Source organism: Paenibacillus sp. S-38 (genome assembly GCF_049942825.1).
Taxonomy (GTDB): domain Bacteria; phylum Bacillota; class Bacilli; order Paenibacillales; family NBRC-103111; genus Paenibacillus_G.
Genome location: NZ_CP187970.1, coordinates 6,557,673 through 6,576,091, shown reverse-complemented (window position 1 = coordinate 6,576,091; position 18,419 = coordinate 6,557,673). Strand labels below are relative to the sequence as shown.

Annotated in this window: 14 protein-coding genes; 12 read left to right on the top strand and 2 right to left on the bottom strand. The window is 57.6% G+C overall.

Annotated features, from left to right (window positions below):
- The first annotated feature begins 189 nt into the window (after window positions 1-189).
- The 4 genes from hisS to ACP26L_RS28660 all read left to right on the top strand — a co-directional run bounded on the left by hisS (window position 190) and on the right by ACP26L_RS28660 (window position 6,053).
- Window positions 190-1,458, top strand: a complete 1,269-nt coding sequence (hisS, locus tag ACP26L_RS28675; RefSeq protein WP_426448601.1) for a histidine--tRNA ligase — start codon at window positions 190-192, stop codon at window positions 1,456-1,458.
- A 40-nt stretch (window positions 1,459-1,498) separates the two neighbouring features.
- Window positions 1,499-3,283, top strand: coding sequence for an aspartate--tRNA ligase (gene aspS / locus ACP26L_RS28670; protein ID WP_426448599.1), 1,785 nt, complete (start codon window positions 1,499-1,501; stop codon window positions 3,281-3,283).
- 32 nt (window positions 3,284-3,315) lie between these two features.
- A complete protein-coding gene (locus ACP26L_RS28665) occupies window positions 3,316-4,071 on the top strand; it encodes a tRNA threonylcarbamoyladenosine dehydratase (protein ID WP_426448597.1) in 756 nt (251 codons plus the stop codon).
- A gap of 662 nt (window positions 4,072-4,733) precedes the next feature.
- Window positions 4,734-6,053 (top strand): replication-associated recombination protein A, encoded by a 1,320-nt coding sequence (locus ACP26L_RS28660; protein ID WP_426448595.1) that lies wholly within the window; start codon window positions 4,734-4,736, stop codon window positions 6,051-6,053.
- Between the two features lie 1,021 nt (window positions 6,054-7,074).
- Here ACP26L_RS28660 and ACP26L_RS28655 read toward each other — a convergent pair.
- The gene (locus tag ACP26L_RS28655; protein WP_426448395.1) at window positions 7,075-8,196 is read right to left on the bottom strand and encodes an IS110 family transposase; all 1,122 of its coding nucleotides are present in this window, start codon (window positions 8,194-8,196) and stop codon (window positions 7,075-7,077) included.
- Between the two features lie 835 nt (window positions 8,197-9,031).
- On the opposite strand from ACP26L_RS28655, the gene ACP26L_RS28650 reads away from it, so the two are divergent.
- Window positions 9,032-10,546 carry an alpha-N-arabinofuranosidase gene (locus ACP26L_RS28650; protein ID WP_426448593.1) on the top strand — a complete coding sequence of 505 codons (1,515 nt, stop codon included), beginning with the start codon at window positions 9,032-9,034 and terminating at the stop codon, window positions 10,544-10,546.
- Between the two features lie 245 nt (window positions 10,547-10,791).
- Entirely contained in the window at window positions 10,792-12,129 is a 1,338-nt protein-coding gene (locus ACP26L_RS28645; protein ID WP_426448591.1) for a hemolysin family protein, read from the top strand.
- Window positions 12,130-12,229: 100 nt separating this feature from the next.
- On the opposite strand, the gene mnmA is transcribed toward ACP26L_RS28645, so the two are convergent.
- Entirely contained in the window at window positions 12,230-13,393 is a 1,164-nt protein-coding gene (gene mnmA / locus ACP26L_RS28640) for a tRNA 2-thiouridine(34) synthase MnmA (protein ID WP_426448590.1), read from the bottom strand.
- Window positions 13,394-13,680: 287 nt separating this feature from the next.
- Here mnmA and cymR point away from each other — a divergent pair, with 287 nt between their 5' ends.
- From cymR to ACP26L_RS28610, 6 genes are all read left to right on the top strand, one after another.
- On the top strand, window positions 13,681-14,100 hold the full coding sequence (gene cymR, locus ACP26L_RS28635; protein WP_013920049.1) for a cysteine metabolism transcriptional regulator CymR: 420 nt from the start codon (window positions 13,681-13,683) through the stop codon (window positions 14,098-14,100).
- 34 nt (window positions 14,101-14,134) lie between these two features.
- A complete protein-coding gene (locus ACP26L_RS28630; protein WP_426448588.1) occupies window positions 14,135-15,280 on the top strand; it encodes a cysteine desulfurase family protein in 1,146 nt (381 codons plus the stop codon).
- An 82-nt stretch (window positions 15,281-15,362) separates the two neighbouring features.
- Window positions 15,363-15,884, top strand: a complete 522-nt coding sequence (locus ACP26L_RS28625) for a PRC-barrel domain-containing protein (protein ID WP_426448587.1) — start codon at window positions 15,363-15,365, stop codon at window positions 15,882-15,884.
- A gap of 10 nt (window positions 15,885-15,894) precedes the next feature.
- Complete coding sequence (locus tag ACP26L_RS28620) at window positions 15,895-16,092, top strand: hypothetical protein (RefSeq protein WP_426448586.1); 198 nt, start codon at window positions 15,895-15,897, stop codon at window positions 16,090-16,092.
- Between the two features lie 443 nt (window positions 16,093-16,535).
- Window positions 16,536-17,609, top strand: a complete 1,074-nt coding sequence (locus ACP26L_RS28615) for an AI-2E family transporter (protein ID WP_426448584.1) — start codon at window positions 16,536-16,538, stop codon at window positions 17,607-17,609.
- 470 nt (window positions 17,610-18,079) lie between these two features.
- Window positions 18,080-18,361 carry a hypothetical protein gene (locus ACP26L_RS28610; RefSeq protein ID WP_426448582.1) on the top strand — a complete coding sequence of 94 codons (282 nt, stop codon included), beginning with the start codon at window positions 18,080-18,082 and terminating at the stop codon, window positions 18,359-18,361.
- Window positions 18,362-18,419: the final 58 nt, after the last annotated feature.

Here is an 18,419-nt window from a genome sequence, read left to right as displayed (position 1 = left end):
GTGAAAGAGAAGCAGATCGTTCCTATCCGAGGAACGGGTCCGTTCGCTTTCAAATCGTGGGTGGTACCGCGGGAGACTTGCTTGAAGCTCAATCTCTCGTCCCTGAATTCGTTCAGGGGCGGGAGTTTTTTTGTTTTTTTGGTTTGAAGAAACAGGTGAGCAGGTAGAGGAAAGGAGTCAGTGCTGCAAATGAGTATTCAGAAACCGAAGGGCACGCAGGATCTGCTGCCCGGGGAAATCGAGAAATGGCAGTATATCGAGAACAAGGCCCGCGAGCTGTGCCGCCGTTTCAACTACAAGGAGATACGCACGCCGGTCTTCGAGAGCACGGAGCTGTTCCAGCGCGGGGTCGGCGAGACGACGGACATCGTTGAGAAGGAGATGTACACGTTCGTCGACAAGGGCGACCGCAGCATGTCCCTCCGTCCGGAAGGCACAGCGGGTGTCGTGCGTTCGTACGTGGAGAACAAGCTCTACGGCGAGCCGGACGTCACGAAGCTGTACTACATCGGGCCGATGTTCCGCTATGAGCAGCCGCAGGCCGGACGCTACCGCCAGTTCCACCAGTTCGGCATCGAGGCGTTCGGCGCCGTCGATCCGGGCATTGACGCGGAGGTAATCGCGCTGGGCTACACGTTCTACAAGGAGCTCGGGCTGAAGGATGTCGTCGTGGAGGTCAACTCGGTCGGTACGCCGTCGGTGCGTGCTTCCTACCGCGAGCATATCCAGCGGTTCTTCGCGCCGGTAAAGGATCAGCTATGCAAGGACTGCCAGTCCCGGTATGACCGCAACCCGATGCGGATCCTCGACTGCAAAATCGACCAGAAATTCTGTGAGGGCGCGCCGACGATCACCGAGCACCTCGACGAGGAATGTACTGTGCACTTCCAGGCCGTGCAGGACTATCTGACGGCGATGGAGATTCCGTTCCGCCTGAACCCAAGGCTCGTCCGCGGCCTGGATTACTACACGCACACCGCGTTCGAGTACAAAGCGGGCGGGATCGGCGCTATCGACACGATCGGCGGCGGTGGCCGCTACAACGGCCTCGTCGGCCAGATCGCCGGCGGCAATAACGACAAGCCGGGCGTGGGCCTGGGCCTTGGCATGGAGCGCATCCTGCTCGTGCTGGCGGCGCAGGGCGTGGAGATCCCGGCAGCGAAGCCGCTGGACGTCTATCTGATCGGCCTCGGCGAAGCCGCCGACAAAGAGTGCGTCCGTCTGCTGCAGCAGGTGCGTATCGCCGGACTGAGCGGTGAGAAGGACTACCTGAGCCGCAAGATGAAGGCTCAGATGAAATCGGCGGACCGCCAGGCGGCTGCTTTCGTCGCCATCCTCGGCGATGACGAGCTTGCGAGAGGCGAGATCAGCGTGAAGAGCATGCTGACCGGCGAGCAGGAGACGTTACCGCTTTCCGGCTTCGTGCAGACGCTGGCGGACCGGATCCGGAATGTATAGATTGGCCCAATTCGAATAACACTTGGAGGTAGAATCAACCATGTCTACAATGCTCAAAACGCATCAATGCGGCTCCCTGACGAAAGCGAATGTCGGCGAGACCGTCACTCTGAACGGCTGGGTGCAGCGCCGGCGCGACCTTGGGGGCGTCCTGTTTATCGACCTCCGCGACCGCAGCGGCCTGGTCCAGATCGTTTTCAATCCGGCCTTCTCCGGCGAAGCGCTGGCGACAGCCGACCGTGCGCGCAACGAATATGTGCTCGCGGTACGCGGCAAAGTCGTCGAGCGTGACGCGGAGACGGTGAACGCGAACCTGCCGACCGGTGAGATCGAAGTGCAGATCACCGAGATCGAGATCATGAACCAGGCGAAGAACCCTCCGTTCTTCATCGAAGACGGCATCGAGATCGACGAGTCGCTCCGTCTGAAGTACCGCTACCTCGACCTGCGCCGTCCGGAGATGCAGCGTACGCTGATGCTCCGTTCGAAGGCGGCGAAGGTGTTCCGCGACTATCTCGACGAGAACGGCTTTATCGACGTCGAAACGCCGATCCTGACAAGGAGCTCGCCGGAAGGCGCGCGTGACTACCTCGTGCCGAGCCGGGTGCACCCGGGCGAATTCTTCGCGCTGCCGCAGTCACCGCAGATCTACAAGCAGCTGCTGATGGTAGCCGGACTTGAGCGCTATTATCAGATCGCCCGCTGCTTCCGTGACGAGGACCTTCGCGCCGACCGCCAGCCGGAGTTCACGCAGGTGGACATCGAGACGTCGTTCCTGTCCCAGGACCAGCTCCTCGGCCTGATGGAGCAGCTCGTGGTCCGCTTGTTCCGCGAGACGGCGAACGTGGAGATCCCTACGCCGTTCCAGCGCATCCCTTATGCGGACGCGATGAGCAAGTACGGCTCCGATAAGCCGGACCTGCGTTTCGGTCTCGAGCTCAAGGACGTATCGGACATTGTCAAGAGCTCGGGCGTGAAGGTGTTTGCCAGTGTCGTAGAGAACGGAGGCCAAGTTAAGGCGCTTAACGCCAAGGGCTGCGGCACGTGGAGCCGCAAAGAGATCGACGATCTCGGCGTCTATGCGGCCCGCTACGGGGCCAAAGGCCTGGCGTGGATGACCTACAAGGAAGGCGAGCTCAAAGGTCCGATCGTGAAGTTCTTCTCGCCGGAGGAGCTCGAAGCCCTGAAGTCGCACCTGGAAGTGGAAGAAGGCGACCTGCTGCTCTTCTCCGCCGACACGAAGAAGGTCGTGGCCGATGTGCTCGGCAACCTGCGTCTGAAGATCGGCCGCCAGCTGGGCCTCATCGACGACAGCGTGTTCAAGTTTGCATGGGTTGTGGACTTCCCGCTCCTTGGTTACGACGAAGAGCAGAAGCGCTATGTGGCGGAGCACCATCCGTTCACGCGTCCGAAAGATGAAGACCTGCACTTCTTCGACACGGACCCGGGCCAAATCCGCGCGCAGGCGTACGACCTCGTGCTCAACGGCTACGAAGTCGGCGGCGGCTCCATGCGGATCTACCAGCGCGACGTGCAGGAGAAGATGTTCAGCGCACTGGGCTTCTCGCCTGAAGAAGCAAGAGAGCAGTTCGGCTACCTCCTGGACGCCTTCGAATATGGTACGCCGCCGCACGGCGGGATGGCCTACGGCTTCGACCGTCTGGTCATGCTGATCGCCGGTCGTACCAACCTGCGTGAGACGATCGCTTTCCCTAAGACGGCGAGCGCGACGGATCTTCTCATGAATGCGCCAAGCACGGTAGACGACAAGCAGCTCGAGCAGCTGTCGATCCGTACGGCCGTGAAGCAGCCGGCGCCGAAATAAGCGACCGACACGAAAAAGGAGTGTGTTCCGCCATGCTGAACCAGTTCTCCCGCACGGAACTCGCCATTGGCCCGGAAGGGCTGCAGGTCATGAAGAACAGCACGGTAGCTGTGCTCGGCATCGGAGGCGTCGGTTCGATCGCCGCCGAGGCGCTGGCCCGCACCGGTGTGGGCCGGCTCGTCCTGATCGACAAGGACGTCGTCGACATCACGAATGTGAACCGCCAGATCCACGCGCTGACCACAACCGTCGGCCAGCCGAAGGTCGACCTGATGCGCGACCGGATTCTGCAGATCAATCCGGAGTGCGAGGTCATCGCGCTGCGGATGTTCTATACGGAAGAGACGTACGAGGAGCTGTTCAAGTACCCTCTTGATTACGTGCTCGACGCTTCCGATACGATCTCGTACAAGATTCATCTCATCAAGCAGTGCCTGCGCCGTAAGATCAAGTTGATCTCCAGCATGGGCGCGGCCAACAAGATGGATCCGACCAAGTTCCAGGTCGCCGACATCTCCAAGACGTCGGTCGATCCCCTGGCCCGGGTCATCCGTCACAAGCTGCGCAGCGAGGGCATCAAGAAGGGGGTCAAGGTCGTCTTCTCCACGGAGGTGCCGATCAAGCCCCGTCAGGATGTCACGCAGAAGATTGTGCCGGAGAATGCGCCGGAGATCCGCAAGGCGAAGCAGCCGCCGGCAAGCAATGCATTCGTGCCTCCGGTGGCCGGGCTCATCATGGTCAGCGTCGCGGTACGCGATCTTTTGAACAAGGCGGGCATCAAGGCTTGACCGGATAAAGGTGAGCATGGCCTCAGCATAACCGGGCCCATAGTAATGAAATGGAAACACACCCTGCTGTCCACGGACGGACAGGGTGTGTTTTTTGACTTGCCCTTCAAGGGCGGGGGGCATGCTGCCGGCAGGGCTATCCTTATCGAGTTCATATACGGTGCGTACGCGATGAACCGACTCACATCTCTCCCGTCCGAAGCCATGAGCCGCATCTGTGCAACCCGTGGGTCACCGCCTGGGGTAGGGCCTTTGCGGGCGGGCTTCGGGCATCTGCTGGGCGCTGTCAGCTTCCGGCTGAGACGGCAGGAGAGGAGTTTAAGGAGATGTCTGCCGGGCTATGCGGCCGATGCGCTGATCCATTGTCGAAAGCGGAGGAGAAGGGAACAGCGCCCGCAGTCCAATTGCTGCTCATGATGGAGTGTGAACCGGATGGTGAAGAAAAGCTTCGTCAGATACTTAAAGAGCCGGAGTGCGAAGGGGATCGTGAGATTGGATAAGGCGGGCTGCCCGCTGCCGTTGTAATTCGCGGTAGGGGGTTTATAATGGAGTGGGGGGCTCTGCCTGCCGGAAGACGGCGGGAGGGCGCGTTAAGCTTGCAGGCTTTGCGGTTCAAGTCCCCCCACGCATATATCCTAAGCGGAATAAAGGTTGTGACACCTATGGATTTGTTTACCATGGCGGCGGAACAAAGCCCGGAAGGCCGGCTGCTGGCTGACCGGATGCGTCCCCGCACCCTGGAGGAATATATTGGACAGGAACAGATCGTTGGCCCGGGCAAGCTCCTGCGGAGGGCGATCGAGGCGGACCAGGTAACGTCGATACTGCTCTACGGACCGCCGGGCACGGGCAAGACGACGCTGGCCGGGATCATCTCGCACCGGACCTCGGGTATCTTCGTGAAGCTAAACGCGGTGGATGCCGGGGTGAAGGACGTACGGGAAGTGATCGATCAGGCGAAGCAGAACCGGTCCCTTTATGGCAAAAAAACGATCCTGTTCCTCGACGAGGTTCACCGGTTCAATACGTCCAGGCAGGACGCCCTGCTGCCGGCGGTGGAGCAGGGAATCATCATCTTCATTGGCGCGACGACGGAAAACCCGTTTCACCATGTGAACGGGGCGCTTCTGTCGCGCTCCACGCTGTTCCAGCTCCAGCCGCTGACCCATGAACACTCGCTGCTTGCCATGCGGCGCGCGCTTGCGGACACGGAGCGGGGGCTCGGGTTCCTGACGGTACAGGCGGATGAAGAAGCGCTGAACCACCTGTCGAAGATGGCGGGCGGGGATATCCGCAGGGCACTCAACGCGCTGGAACTAGCGGCTATGACGACGCCGCCGGAGCACGACGGCACGATCCGCATCACGCTTGAGGTGGCGGAGGAGTCGATCCGCCGGCCGACCCTGAAGGCGGACGAATCGACGCAGTACGACGTGCTCTCTGCCTTCCACAAGAGCCTGCGGGGCTCCAGCGATGCGGCCTTGTTCTGGTTCGTTTATGCCGTCGAGCAGCTTGGCATGGATCCAATGACCTTCCTGCGCCGGCTCATCGTCATGTGCAGTGAGGACATCGGGCTCGCGAACCCGCAGGCGATGGTACAGGCCGTGACGGCCATGGACGCGTACCACAAGATTGGCTGGCCCGAATCGAAGTATGTCGTGGCGCAGGCAATCCTCTTCGCGGTAGAGAGCCCGAAGTCGGATGCCATTCCGCAGGCGCTCGGCCGGGTGGGCCAGGCCATCGAGCGTCTTCGCAGCGCAGAAGTGCCTCTGCACCTGCGGGACGGGCACTATGCGGGTGCCGAGAAGCTCGGACACAAGGGCTACCTGTATCCGCACAACTACCCGAATCACTACGTGGAGCAGCAGTACCTGCCTGATCCGATCCGCACCGCCCGGTTCTATGAGGCGACGAACCAGGGGATGGAGGACAAGATCCGGCAAAACCAGGAGAAGCGTCACGGGGCCTCGCGGAAATCGTAGGGGCTGGCCGATGTGGAGATCAGTGCGCGGGGGGGGGGGGGGGGCGGCTGCACGGTGAGGAGCGGGGCTGTTGCGGAGGCGGCAGGGAGCCCCTTTGCCTTTTTCGCTGTGTGGAATTATCTGCGTTTGGGCAGCTTTGCGAGCGGGGGTTCGCTCTGTGAGGCAGCTGTCATATGGGCGACGGCAAGCACTTGAAGGTCGATTCAGCTGCATTTTGATGCGGTGCTGCTCTCCTGAACGGGTCTACAGGATGGGGGAGTAGGAACGCTTGATGCAAGGGTGCTGCCGAACCGGATACGAACGTGGATGCTCAGGGTACTCCAAGTGAAGGAGGCCGTTTAGAACTCGAAGACCTGCTGATTTGCCTATGTGTGAAGAAGTCGCGACAATAGCGGAACTGGGATTCGTTATGTTTGATTCTGCGAGTGCCGTTTTCTTAATAGAGGAACTGAGGTTCGCTATTGGCTGCCGTTTGGAGGCCTGGCAGTGAAAAAGAGGCCGATAAAGCATCTGAGTTCCGCTGATATGAACGTAACCGAGCAACTCCCAGCACGTATCCCTGTTTTTTTGTACTCCAAACTAAGCCTGTCAAGGTGTTCTTTTTGACAGGCGGCTTCTTTCCTCCCATACTTGTTTACGGGTCTGACTATCAAGTCAGACCCTGCCTTACGGCGAGTAACGGGGTGCAGGGGGCGTGCTCCCTGCATAGTCTTTTTCCTGAGAACAGCGGGACATGTCTACATTCCTTGGCACGAGGGCAAAATGGTTCTTTGCGCCGGCTGGCAACCTGATATTCGTGGGTTCTCACATGTGATTACATACGACCAGAGAGTTTCCTGCTAACTATCAACGCACATAAAGCTCCTGTTCCCTTGCTTTGTGCAGCGGAACTACGCGGATTTCTCTCTGCCTAGCTTTGTACTTTGCCCCCGAGCCAAAGAATGTAACGCATCTTCCTCAAATCCGTTCTCTTACCACCTCCTTCTTCGTATTTTCAAACTTCTATTACAAGCACAAGCGATTATGCTGCCGCCCTTTGCTTCTGGACTTCCTTGGCTATAGCCCAGATAAATCCCAAGAGCTCCCTGGCCACGGCGGTAACGATGGTTCCTTTGTTCTTTCCCCTGAAGCTTAACCTATTAAATTTATGATGCAGTCTTTTATGCGCCTTCCAAGAGATCTCAATAATCTCCGAGCTTAGCTCCTTTTGCCTCTCTCGCAGGGCTCTTCTTACAGCGGGTTTGCTCCGATAGGTCCAGGCGGCTTCGACCAGTACCCGTCGGATATGCGCATTTCCGACTTTCGTGATTCGCCCTTGCCGGCGGCTGCCTCCGCTTGAACTTTCCGAAGGTACCAATCCGGAATAACTCATAAGCTGCGGCGCAAAAGCAAATCTTCCTGCGAGATCTCCGAGTTCGGCCGCAAGAGTAGTGGCCGTAACTAAAGCAATACCATGAAGTCCTTGCAGCGCCTGAATCATGGTAGCCTGGCACCCTGCCGAAGCCTGCCGTTCCATTTCCTTTTCGTATCGCCCAATCCGGTTTGCGGCCTCCCTGATGGTGTTGCGGTATTCTTGAAAGACGATATCCTCGCACGCATCCGTAAAGCGCAAGGTATCCAGCCAGTTCTCGTAGGCCGATGTCCATACCTTCGTGCCGCCCGGTGGATGAAGCTGGTGCCGAAGCAGGAACTTCGTTAGCCGCTGCTTGTGCCGATTCATATCCTGAACCGCATCCTCCCGGGCCCGAACCAAATCCCGCAGCGCTTCGTCCTCGGGCGTAGGTACGTAGATTTCGGTTAACTCTCTGGCCCTGTAGAGCTGCGCTAAACGTATGGCATCCCTTTTGTCGGTTTTAATGCGCTTGTTGCCATCCAATGCTTTGGGCGCAACGACGCTGCAATTGACAAAGAGTTCAAGGAACCAACGATACAGCTGAAACCCTGTAGGCCCGGCCTCATAGCAAACGTCGAGTTTGATCTCATCGTCCTTTGCAAGCTGCTTGACTAACTTTCGCACGGCCTCCTTGGTATGGGGAATCGTCCCCCAGAACCGCACGGGCTCATCTCGATTTTCCGTGGCTATGGCAACGGCAATTTTTTCCTTGGATACGTCTAACCCTACATACTTTGTGGACATACTCATTACTAACCGACTCCTTTTTGTTTGTAGCTCTGTTTTGGATTTGATTGGTGTATTCACTCCAAGTCATTTCCAACTTCAACCTACGTGATGCAAAGAGGTAGTCGGTTTCGTTCATTATAACTATTCTGCGGGAAATGATGGGAAATAGGTGGATAAGGCATCCTAGTTCCTCTATTCTTAAAGAGGCACTGCCCGCCGGACTCCATCCAAGAGAATGCCGGTACGAATAACCGAAAGATCCACAAGAATCAGATCCGCTTGAAGCCTAAGGGATCCCTATGAATGAAGTGAATACACCAATATCCCAAACCGTCCGTACCTATTCGGATGGTTTTTTTCTTTTCGGCTGAAGAAAGTTGGAAGGACCGGTCCCGGAAGGAGAAGCAGCGTGTCTCAAACCATCCGATGGCACATCAGTAGTTTTTGGCACAGTGCTGACAGGGCGGCCAGCATGACCATGCGTCGTCGCAGCGTACCGGTAGATTTGCGCTCTAACAGCCAACCACTTGACGGAAGGGCTCTCCCAACCGCAGCCTGACCATCAAGGCGCACCTGTTTCCCTCAATAAGCCAAACGCTATCCCTTCGAAGCAGTCGCCCGTGCCGCTAGGTGACCAGGCAGCATTTCCGCGACAGGGGCGGGTAATGTGATCCATAGAGCAAGCCGTGCGTCGGTTTTATGAGGCTAAAAAGAAGGATTCCGGGTTCACTAGAGAGAAATCTAAAGAAGTTTATATTTATATGAAATTTATCATTGACACCATCTGAGATAAATAATAATATTAATTCATTAATAAATATATTAATCACTTTTCCTCGGGAGGGACACAACCATCATGGCCGATCAGAAAAAAGCGACAATGGTAGTGGATAAAGAATTCGTCATCAGCGAGATCGACAAGCGGATCTACGGATCCTTCATTGAGCATCTGGGACGTGCCGTTTATGGCGGCATCTACGAGAAGGAGCATGCGACGGCTGACGAGCAGGGCTTCCGTCAGGACGTGCTGGACCTGGTGCGGGAGCTGCAGGTTCCCATCGTGCGCTATCCGGGTGGTAACTTTGTATCCGGATACAACTGGGAGGACGGCGTAGGTCCGGTCGACCAGCGCCCGCGCCGTCTGGATCTCGCGTGGAAGACCGTCGAGCCGAACTGGATCGGCACGAACGAGTTCGCAGACTGGTGCCGCAAGGCCGGTACGGAGATCAATATGGCCGTGAACCTCGGCACCCGCGGTCCCGAAGAAGCGCGCCAGCTGCTCGAATACTGCAACCATCCGGGCGGCTCGTATTTCAGTGACCTGCGCATCTCGCACGGCTACAAGACCCCGCACAACATCAAGACCTGGTGTCTCGGCAACGAGATGGACGGCCCTTGGCAGATGGGCAGCAAGACAGCGGCGGAGTACGGCCGGATCGCAGCGGAAACGGGACGCATGATGAAGATGTACGACTCTTCGCTGGAGCTTGTCGCCTGCGGAAGCTCGAACCGCGGTATGCCGACCTTCGCGGAATGGGAAGCTACGGTGCTGGATCTGTCCTACGAGCACGTGGACTTCATTTCTCTCCACACCTACTACGGCAACAAGGAGAATGATCCGGGCAACTATCTGGCCCGCTCGCTCGATATGGACGCGTTCATCGAATCCGTCGTGGCGATCGCCGACTACATCAAGGCGAAGCACCGCAGCAAGAAGACGATCAACCTGTCCTTCGACGAGTGGAACGTATGGTATCACTCCCATGAGTCCGACAAGAAGCTGGAGCCGTGGACGATCGCTCCTCCGCAGCTTGAGGACCACTATAACTTCGAGGATGCGCTGCTCGTCGGGTGCATGCTGATCTCGATGCTGAAACATGCCGACCGCGTGAAGATCGCGTGTCTGGCGCAGCTTGTGAATGTCATCGCTCCGATCATGACCGAGACAGGCGGCGGCTCCTGGAAGCAGACCATCTTCTACCCGTACATGCACGCTTCCGTCTACGGCCGCGGCGTGTCGCTGAAGCCAGTCATCCGCTCGTCCAAGTACGACAGCAAGGACTTCACGGACGTGCCTCACCTCGAGTCTGCCGTCACGTACAACGAAGAAGAAGGGACGCTTACCGTCTTCGCCGTCAACCGGGACCTCTCCGATGCGCTGGAGCTCGAGTGCGATCTGCGCCAGTTTGAAGGCTACCGTGTAGTGGAGCACATCGTGCTGGAGCATGACGATCTGAAGGCGGGCAATTCCCTGCAGGAAGAAAAAGTGAAGCCGCACAGCGGCGGCACCGCCAAGCTGGATGGCGGACGCTTGTTCGCGCGGCTCGGCAGAGCGTCCTGGAACGTGATCCGCCTCGCCAAGCAGGCTTAATTCCACATAAACCAAGAACGCCCCAAGGCCATAAACGTCGGCTTTGGGGTGTTTCATTTGCGGGTGTCCGGGCCGTACCTGTCCCAATTGTGCGAAAATAGGCATATTGGAACAAGGTTCGCGCTTATATTGTATTAAGACTGCCGCAGGAATAGTCCTCAGCTGGCGCGGCCGCAGCGTTAAAATCTCGTTAAGCCGGGGGGAGGTGCGCCTGTCCGCCCCGTCCGGGCGGATGGGTGGTATGGGTGAGTAGCGATCCGTGGACACTGGTGATTGACGTAAGTCTGGTGCTTCTTCTGGTGCTCTTGAACGGTTTTTTTGTCGCCGCCGAATTTGCGATGGTCAAGGTGTCAACCTCGAGGCTCGAGGTGCTTGCCGGAACAGGCTCGCGCAGAGCCCGGTTCGCCCAGGGGGTGGTGGCGAAGCTCGACGCTTATTTATCGGCCTGCCAGCTGGGCATTACGCTCACATCGCTTGGACTGGGCTGGCTCGGCGAACCGGTGGTTGCCTCAATGCTGGAGCCTCTGCTGGCGCCCCTCGGCCTGCCGGAGCGGCTTGTGCAGACGATATCGTTCGTGATTGCCTTCACGGTGATAACGGTGTTTCATATTACACTGGGTGAGCAGTTTCCGAAAACCTATGCAATCCGCAAGTCCGAGCAGGTTACGCTGCTGTCATCGATCCTGCTGACGGGCTTTTATAAGCTCATGTACCCCTTCATCTGGTTCCTGAACGGCGCCTCCGGCGTGCTGCTGCGCCTGGCCGGCATCCGGCCGACCGACCAGCATACACTGGCCCACACGGAAGACGAGATCCGCATCCTTATGAAGGAAAGCTCCCGAAGCGGCCATATCGATGCCGCCGAGCTGACGCTGATGGATAATATATTTGATTTTGCCGATACACATGCCCGGGAGATCATGATTCCGCGCACGGAGATGGTGTGCCTGTATGCGTTCCGCACCTATGAGGAGAACAAGAGGATAGCCATCAGCGAGATGCATACCCGGTATCCCGTATGCGATCCCGATAAAGATCATGTGACCGGTTTCGTGCATATCAAGGATCTGCTGAAGACGGACGGAGAGGCTCCAGACCTGCAGAGTGTCATGCGTCCGATTCTGAAGGTGCCGGAGTCGATGCAGATCAGCGTGCTGCTGAAGCTCATGCAGAAGATGAAGTCCCAGATGGCGCTGCTCATCGACGAATACGGCGGCACTTCAGGGCTTGTCACCTTCGAGGATATTATCGAGGAGATTGTCGGGGAAATTCAGGACGAATTCGACGAAGAGCGCCCCCAGATCGAACGCAGGGACGAAGAGACCCACTCGATCGACGGCCGGCTGCTGATCGAAGAGGTGAATTCCTATTTCGGGCTGAACATCGAGTCCGATAATTTTGATACGATCGGCGGGTGGATCTACTCCCAGGTGGAGATGCCCCCGAAGAAGCACCAAGCCGTGAACTGGAACGACCAAGCGGAGTTTCAGATCGAGGAGATGGACCACCTGCGCATCTCGCGCATTCTGGTGAAGCGCCGCGGCAGGGACAGCAGGGTGCCGCCGTTATCTGGCAGGGGGTAGAGGCTGGGTCAAACGAAACCGCGCCCGCGCAAAAAAGGACAAAGCCCGCAGCCGAAGCTGCTTGCTTTGTCCTTTTGGCATGTGCCGTTCCTTCCGGCCGTCAGCGCTTGGCCGAAGCCTTGGCTTTTGCTTTGGGCGCCGCTGGAGCTTTGGGCGTGGCCGCGGCCTCGTCCAGCATGATCAGCTTGTCGATCGTCGCGCCGCCGAGGCATTCCTCGCCGTCGTAGAACACGACCGCCTGGCCCGGCGTGATCGCCTTCTGCGGCTGGTCGAAGACTACCTCTACGGTGCCGTCCTGACCGAAGGTCAGCGTGACGCCTTGATCGGGCTGGCGGTACCGGAACTTCGCCGTGCAGCGCAGAGGCGCCGCCGGAGTCTCGCCGCTGATCCAGTTGAGATCGGTGGCGAGCAGTCCTTTCGTGTACAGGGCCGGATGTTTCTCGCCCTGTACCACGTAGAGGATGTTGCGCTCGAGATCCTTGCCGGCGACGAACCAAGGCTCGCCGCTGCCGGAGCCGCCGATGCCGAGGCCCGAACGCTGGCCGAGGGTGTAGTACATCAGGCCGTCGTGGCGGCCCTTCACTTCGCCCTCGAGCGTGCGCATGTCGCCCGGCTTGGCCGGCAGGTACCCGCTCAGGAATTCCTTGAAGTTGCGTTCGCCGATGAAGCAGACGCCCGTACTGTCCTTCTTCTTCGCGGTGGCAAGGCCGGCCTTCTCCGCGATCGCGCGGACTTCCGGCTTCGGCAGGTGGCCGATCGGGAACATCGCTTTCGAGAGCTGATACTGGTTCAGCGCGTTCAAGAAGTAGGTCTGATCCTTGTTCCCGTCAACGCCGCGAAGGAGGCGGTGCTTGCCGTCCGTATGCTCGACGCGGGCGTAGTGGCCTGTGGCGATATAGTCGGCACCAAGCTCGAGCGCCTTGTTCAGGAACTCGCCGAACTTGATCTCGCGGTTGCACATGACATCCGGGTTCGGCGTGCGGCCCTTGCGGTATTCGTCGAGGAAGTAGGCGAATACCTTGTCCATGTATGGTTTTTCAAAATTTACCGTATAATAGGGGATGCCGATCTGGTCGCAGACGCGGCGCACATCTTCCGCATCCTCTTCGGCGGTGCAGTGGCCGAATTCATCGGTATCGTCCCAGTTCTTCATGAACACCCCGATGACATCATAGCCCTGCTCCTTCAACAGAAGAGCCGCTACCGAAGAGTCGACGCCGCCGGACATGCCCAGTACGACGCGTGTTTTGTGATTCATGTTCATTACCTCGCTTTGCTGTACAATCCGTACATCTGTTTCCCATTATACACGGGAAGGGCTCCAGCTCCAAAGCGGAAAAAATTTTCAACAATATGTCACGGAATTTCTCCCATAGTAGAAGGTTTTATGTTACCATAGAAACGATACACTAATGTATGGATTGTCAGGAAGGGACCGGCTCTGCCGGTGGTCTGATTGCAGTCCGTCCAAGGCGAGTTTTAATTCCGGCTTGTGATTTCATGGACCGTAAGAAACTTGCACTTTTTGAAACCAAAACGAGGTGCTTTGAATTGAAGATTTCCACCAAAGGCCGCTACGGGCTTACCATCATGATGGAGCTGGCGACAAAGTTCGGAGAAGGCCCTACCTCACTCAAAAGCATCGCGGAAAAGCATCAGCTCTCGGAGCACTACCTCGAGCAATTGGTCGCGCCTCTGCGCAACGCGGGACTGGTGAAAAGCATCCGCGGCGCCTATGGCGGCTACATCCTGTCGAAAGCGCCGGAAGAGATTTCTGCCGGCGACGTGATCCGGGTGCTCGAAGGGCCGATCTCGCCCGTAGACTTTACGGAAGAGGACGATCCGGCGAAGAGGCACCTGTGGATGCGAATCCGTGACGGAATCGCGGAAGTGCTGGATTCGACCACTCTGGCTGATCTTATCTCATTCAAGGATGAGGGCAGCGGCGACAGCTACATGTTCTATATCTAGGAATGAATTCTTCACGAGAATGCGGTGACTTGACTTGAATCCTATCTATTTGGACCATGCGGCCACGACTCCGGTTCACCCGGCAGTGGTGGAGCGCATGCTGCCCTATTTGTCGGAATATTTTGGTAACGCATCCAGCACACACCGGGCGGGCCGCGATGCCCGCTCGGCTCTGAATGCGGCCCGGGACCGGATCAGCGCGTTCGTCGGCTGCTCGCCGGCGGAACTCGTGTTCACCGGGGGCGGCACGGAGAGCGACAATACCGCCATCTTCGGAGCGGCGGAAGCCTCTTCCGGCCGGGGGCGTCATATCATTACGACTCAGATCGAACACCATGCGGTGCTTCATGCCTGCGAGCGGCTGGAGAAGTTCGGGTACGAAGTCACCTACCTGCCGGTCGACAAGTTCGGACAGGTGTCGGCCCGCGATGTGGAAGCGGCCGTCCGTCCGGACACGGTCCTCATCAGCGTTATGTACGCCAACAATGAGGTCGGCACGATTCAGCCCGTGAAGGAGATCGGAGCCATCGCCAGAGAGAAGGGAATCCTGTTTCATGTGGATGCCGTTCAGGCGCTTGGCCATATTCCTATCGACCTCGGCAGCCTGCCTGTCGATCTTATGAGTTTTTCCGCGCATAAGCTCAGCGGTCCCAAGGGGACTGGTGCATTATATATAGCAAGGTCGGCCCGGGTGGTTCCCCTGCTGTACGGCGGCTCTCAGGAGCGCAAGCGCCGGGCGGGTACGGAGAACACTGCGGGCATTGTCGGGTTTGCCGAAGCGGTGAAGATTTTTGAGGGTGCAAGGTATGAAATGCAACAAAAGTTGGAAAAACTACGTCAAGAAATGGTAATGGAGCTGGAACGCCGTCTCGGTTCCGGTGGCTATGTCGTCAACGGCCATCCTTCCGAGAGGCTCCCGCACATCCTGAACGTCAGCTTCCCGGGGGTATCGACCGAGAGCCTGCTGATGAATCTGGATCTGGCGGGTGTGGCGGCGGCCAGCGGATCCGCGTGCACGTCCGGTTCGCTGGAGGTGTCGCACGTACTGCGCAGCATGGGGCTTCCGGAGGAAGTGACGGCTTCGGCCGTGCGCTTCAGCTTCGGAAGGACCAATGATGAGGCGCAGATTGCTGCCGCTGCCGGAGCTGTCCAAGACATCGTTACCCGTCTGCGCAGATAGGCGCACTTTCAGGTAAGTCATCCTAGCGCTTCCGGTCCTCCGTCACCGGGATATGAACAGCCAGAAGAGGAGTGAGCGAGTCTTGAGAAGAGCGCGCGATGTCATCGGCCTGCCGGTCATGTGCCTGGAATCGGGCAAGCAGGCCGGCGAAGTCAAAGACCTTCTTCTGGACGAGAAATGGCTGGTGCGGATGCTCCTGCTGGAGACGAAGCACTGGTATTCCGATCCGATGTGCATCCGTGCGGAGGATGTGGCCGCTCTGGGTGAGGACGCGGTGATGATCCCCTGTGAGGAAGTCATTGCCGGGCTCCCGGAGGAGGTTCCTTACCGCAGTCTGATCTGCGGAGACTGTAAAGTGAAGGGGATCCCGGTGCTTACGGCGAACGGCCGCGAGTTGGGGATTGTTGAGGATGTTTACCTCCAGGCGGATCAGGGTATAAAGGTAATAGGTTACGAGCTTAGCGAGGGTTTCCTGACGGACTTAAGAGAGGGGCGCAAGTGGCTGCCGCTTCCCGATTCGGTGAAAGCCGGGGAGGATGTACTCATTGTACCCGTCCATGCCAGCGATACATTACAAGAAATCTTCGAATCAAAAGAAGAATAGGGTGATACCGATGCTACGTTGTCCAAACTGCAATTCCAAAGATATCGGCAAAATCGGTTCCCATCAGTTCTACTGCTGGGGATGCTTTATCGAATTGTCCGTCAACGGAGAGAAAATGTCGGTCTTCCAGGTGGAAGAAGACGGCACGCTGAGCTCTCTGGATGATTTGTTCTTTGAAGAAGAAATGCCGCAAGTTCACGCGAATTAACGCCTGAATTCCCCGGAAGGGGAAGGGTGACCAGCACCGCTGTCCGAAGGTCGGAAGACCTTACCGGGGCGGTGTTTTTTGTTCCCATATGGAGAGTAGAATTCGATTCAGCTCGTTTTTTTAACTTGCTCCGCAGGCTGTGCCTTGCTCATCCCCCTCATTGTATTCCGGCCTGCGGCAGCATATGCGGGCGGAGGACAGATCGGCTTCTTCTCCCCAAGCCGGGAGCGGCTTGATCAGGCAGAAGACGGGCCTGCAGGGTTAAGCGGGAGATGTCCTACATATACTGTAACGAGCAGAGAATGGAGGGACTCCGTTCTCGTCCGCTCGGACGGGCTTCGGCCCAGGCCAAGCGATGCATGGGGAACTGGTACGCTACGGAAGAAACGGGGCTCTGCACGGGGAGCGTACCGAATTTGGCCCGGAAGGGGAGGGGGCTGGCTATGGAACGGTTTACGAAGAGCAGTCTGCTGCTCGGGATGGTGTATATCCTGCTTGCCTTGATCATTTTGTTCATGCTGCAGCAGCTCCGCCCCTTGTTCGTGGGCATATATCAATTTCTTCGGGAGATCCTGACGCCGTTCATCATCGCGATGATTATTTCGTACGTCCTTAACCCGGTGGTCACTCTGCTTGGGGCGCGAAAGGTGCCTAGGACCATCGCCGTGCTGCTGATCTACGCGGTCTTCATCACCTCCACCACGGTGGTGCTCATGAACATCATCCCGATGTTCGTTCGCCAGCTGGCCGAGCTCAACGAGCACATGCCGGATGTGGCCTTCAAGGCGCAGAATGTCGTACAGAACATGAATGATCTGCAGTTCCTGCCGGACAGCGTGCGGACGGGGATCAACCAGTCACTCTCGAAGCTCGAGAACGGGGTCTCCCTGGCCATCGCGAATTACATCCATTCGATCGGCAATACGATCAATACGCTGTTCCTGATCTTCATCATCCCATTTGTGGCGTTCTACATCCTCAAGGATTTTCAGCTGCTGGAAAAAACGACACTGGCTATCGTCCCGCGTAATCACCGCAAGGAGATCGTCTCGATGCTGATGGATATCGATACGGCCCTGGGCAATTACATCCGCGGGCAGTTCACCGTATGCATGATCGTCGGGCTGCTCGCGTACATCGGCTACTGGCTGATCGGGATGCCCTATGCCCTGCTGCTGGCCTGCGTGGTGGCGGTGTTCAACATCATTCCGTACCTGGGTCCTTTCCTTGGGGCGGCTCCAGCGCTGATCGTAGCGGCAACCATCTCCCTCAAAATGGTGCTCTTCGTCATTCTCGTCAACACGGCCTGCCAGATCATGGAAGGCAATGTGATCTCGCCGCAGGTCGTCGGCCGTTCGCTGAAGATGCATCCGCTCTTCATCATCTTCGCCCTTCTCGTAGGCGGGGAGATCGCGGGTATCGCCGGCCTGATTCTGGCTGTTCCCTTCTTTGCCGTAATGAAGGTGATCCTGCAGCATGTGTTTACCTATTATATTCACCGCCGGACCCCGACTTAAGTGTGGAGGGGGCAGGGGGAGTGGGGCTTTGAATTGGGCAGGTGAACAAAAGCGGCATAGTTGATTCTACGGAGGGCCTGCGTCTGCAGGCTCTTTTGCTGTTGGGCTGGGGATAGGTGTTGAGTCTTTCTAACTGGCGCCAAAGCACTCAGCCGACTCCAAGAGGGAATGGGCAGGGGGGGAGTTTACGTGCCGCCTTTGAAGTCGTGTCCTGTACCTATTCAAAATTCAATGAGAGGACACGATTTCAACAGCGGCTGGAACCGCCTGCCCATCCCTTCAACGCGCCGAAGTATGAATCAGCATTTTAAAGTTCACGAGCTTTACTCATAAGCCGCCAGTCAGCCGGCCGTGGCCTTCTGATGATTGCATTGGCGTGTCCTCTATGAGATAGTTACTATAGGAACGGCCCCACGAGGGAACCGGCCTGCAGCCAAGCTGTCATTTGTCCAAGGTAAGGAGGCAGTTCCATGCTTCACTATGAATACAATCCCGAGCTGCTGACCATAGAAGAGGATGCATCAGGGCAGGATATCGAGTTCCGCATGAAGCTCCACAGCCCGGATGCCGAGCTGGAAAAAGCGGTGAAGCGCATCCGCGATCATTTCAACGACAACCATGTCCTTACGGATGTGCTCTTCTCTGCACACGGCCACGAGGAGTACCAGTGGATTGTCCGCGAGGACTACTATATCGACTTCGTGCTCAGTTTGTTCAAGCACCGGCTTGTCACCCGGATGAGCTGGAACTAAGGTCCCGGACCCCGGGAATATTGATCATGAATCTTGAATCGGCGGTGGTGACCGTTAC

What these genes read in the sequence shown, in the direction of transcription:
- ACP26L_RS28610 (WP_426448582.1), top strand. Translation starts at nt 18,080, where the DNA reads ATGCTTCACTATGAATACAATCCCGAGCTGCTGACCATAGAAGAGGAT.
- ACP26L_RS28620 (WP_426448586.1), top strand. Translation starts at nt 15,895, where the DNA reads ATGCTACGTTGTCCAAACTGCAATTCCAAAGATATCGGCAAAATCGGT.
- aspS (WP_426448599.1), top strand. Translation starts at nt 1,499, where the DNA reads ATGTCTACAATGCTCAAAACGCATCAATGCGGCTCCCTGACGAAAGCG.
- hisS (WP_426448601.1), top strand. Translation starts at nt 190, where the DNA reads ATGAGTATTCAGAAACCGAAGGGCACGCAGGATCTGCTGCCCGGGGAA.
- ACP26L_RS28615 (WP_426448584.1), top strand. Translation starts at nt 16,536, where the DNA reads ATGGAACGGTTTACGAAGAGCAGTCTGCTGCTCGGGATGGTGTATATC.
- ACP26L_RS28650 (WP_426448593.1), top strand. Translation starts at nt 9,032, where the DNA reads ATGGCCGATCAGAAAAAAGCGACAATGGTAGTGGATAAAGAATTCGTC.
- ACP26L_RS28660 (WP_426448595.1), top strand. Translation starts at nt 4,734, where the DNA reads ATGGATTTGTTTACCATGGCGGCGGAACAAAGCCCGGAAGGCCGGCTG.
- ACP26L_RS28665 (WP_426448597.1), top strand. Translation starts at nt 3,316, where the DNA reads ATGCTGAACCAGTTCTCCCGCACGGAACTCGCCATTGGCCCGGAAGGG.
- mnmA (WP_426448590.1), bottom strand. Translation starts at nt 13,393, where the DNA reads ATGAACATGAATCACAAAACACGCGTCGTACTGGGCATGTCCGGCGGC.
- ACP26L_RS28655 (WP_426448395.1), bottom strand. Translation starts at nt 8,196, where the DNA reads ATGAGTATGTCCACAAAGTATGTAGGGTTAGACGTATCCAAGGAAAAA.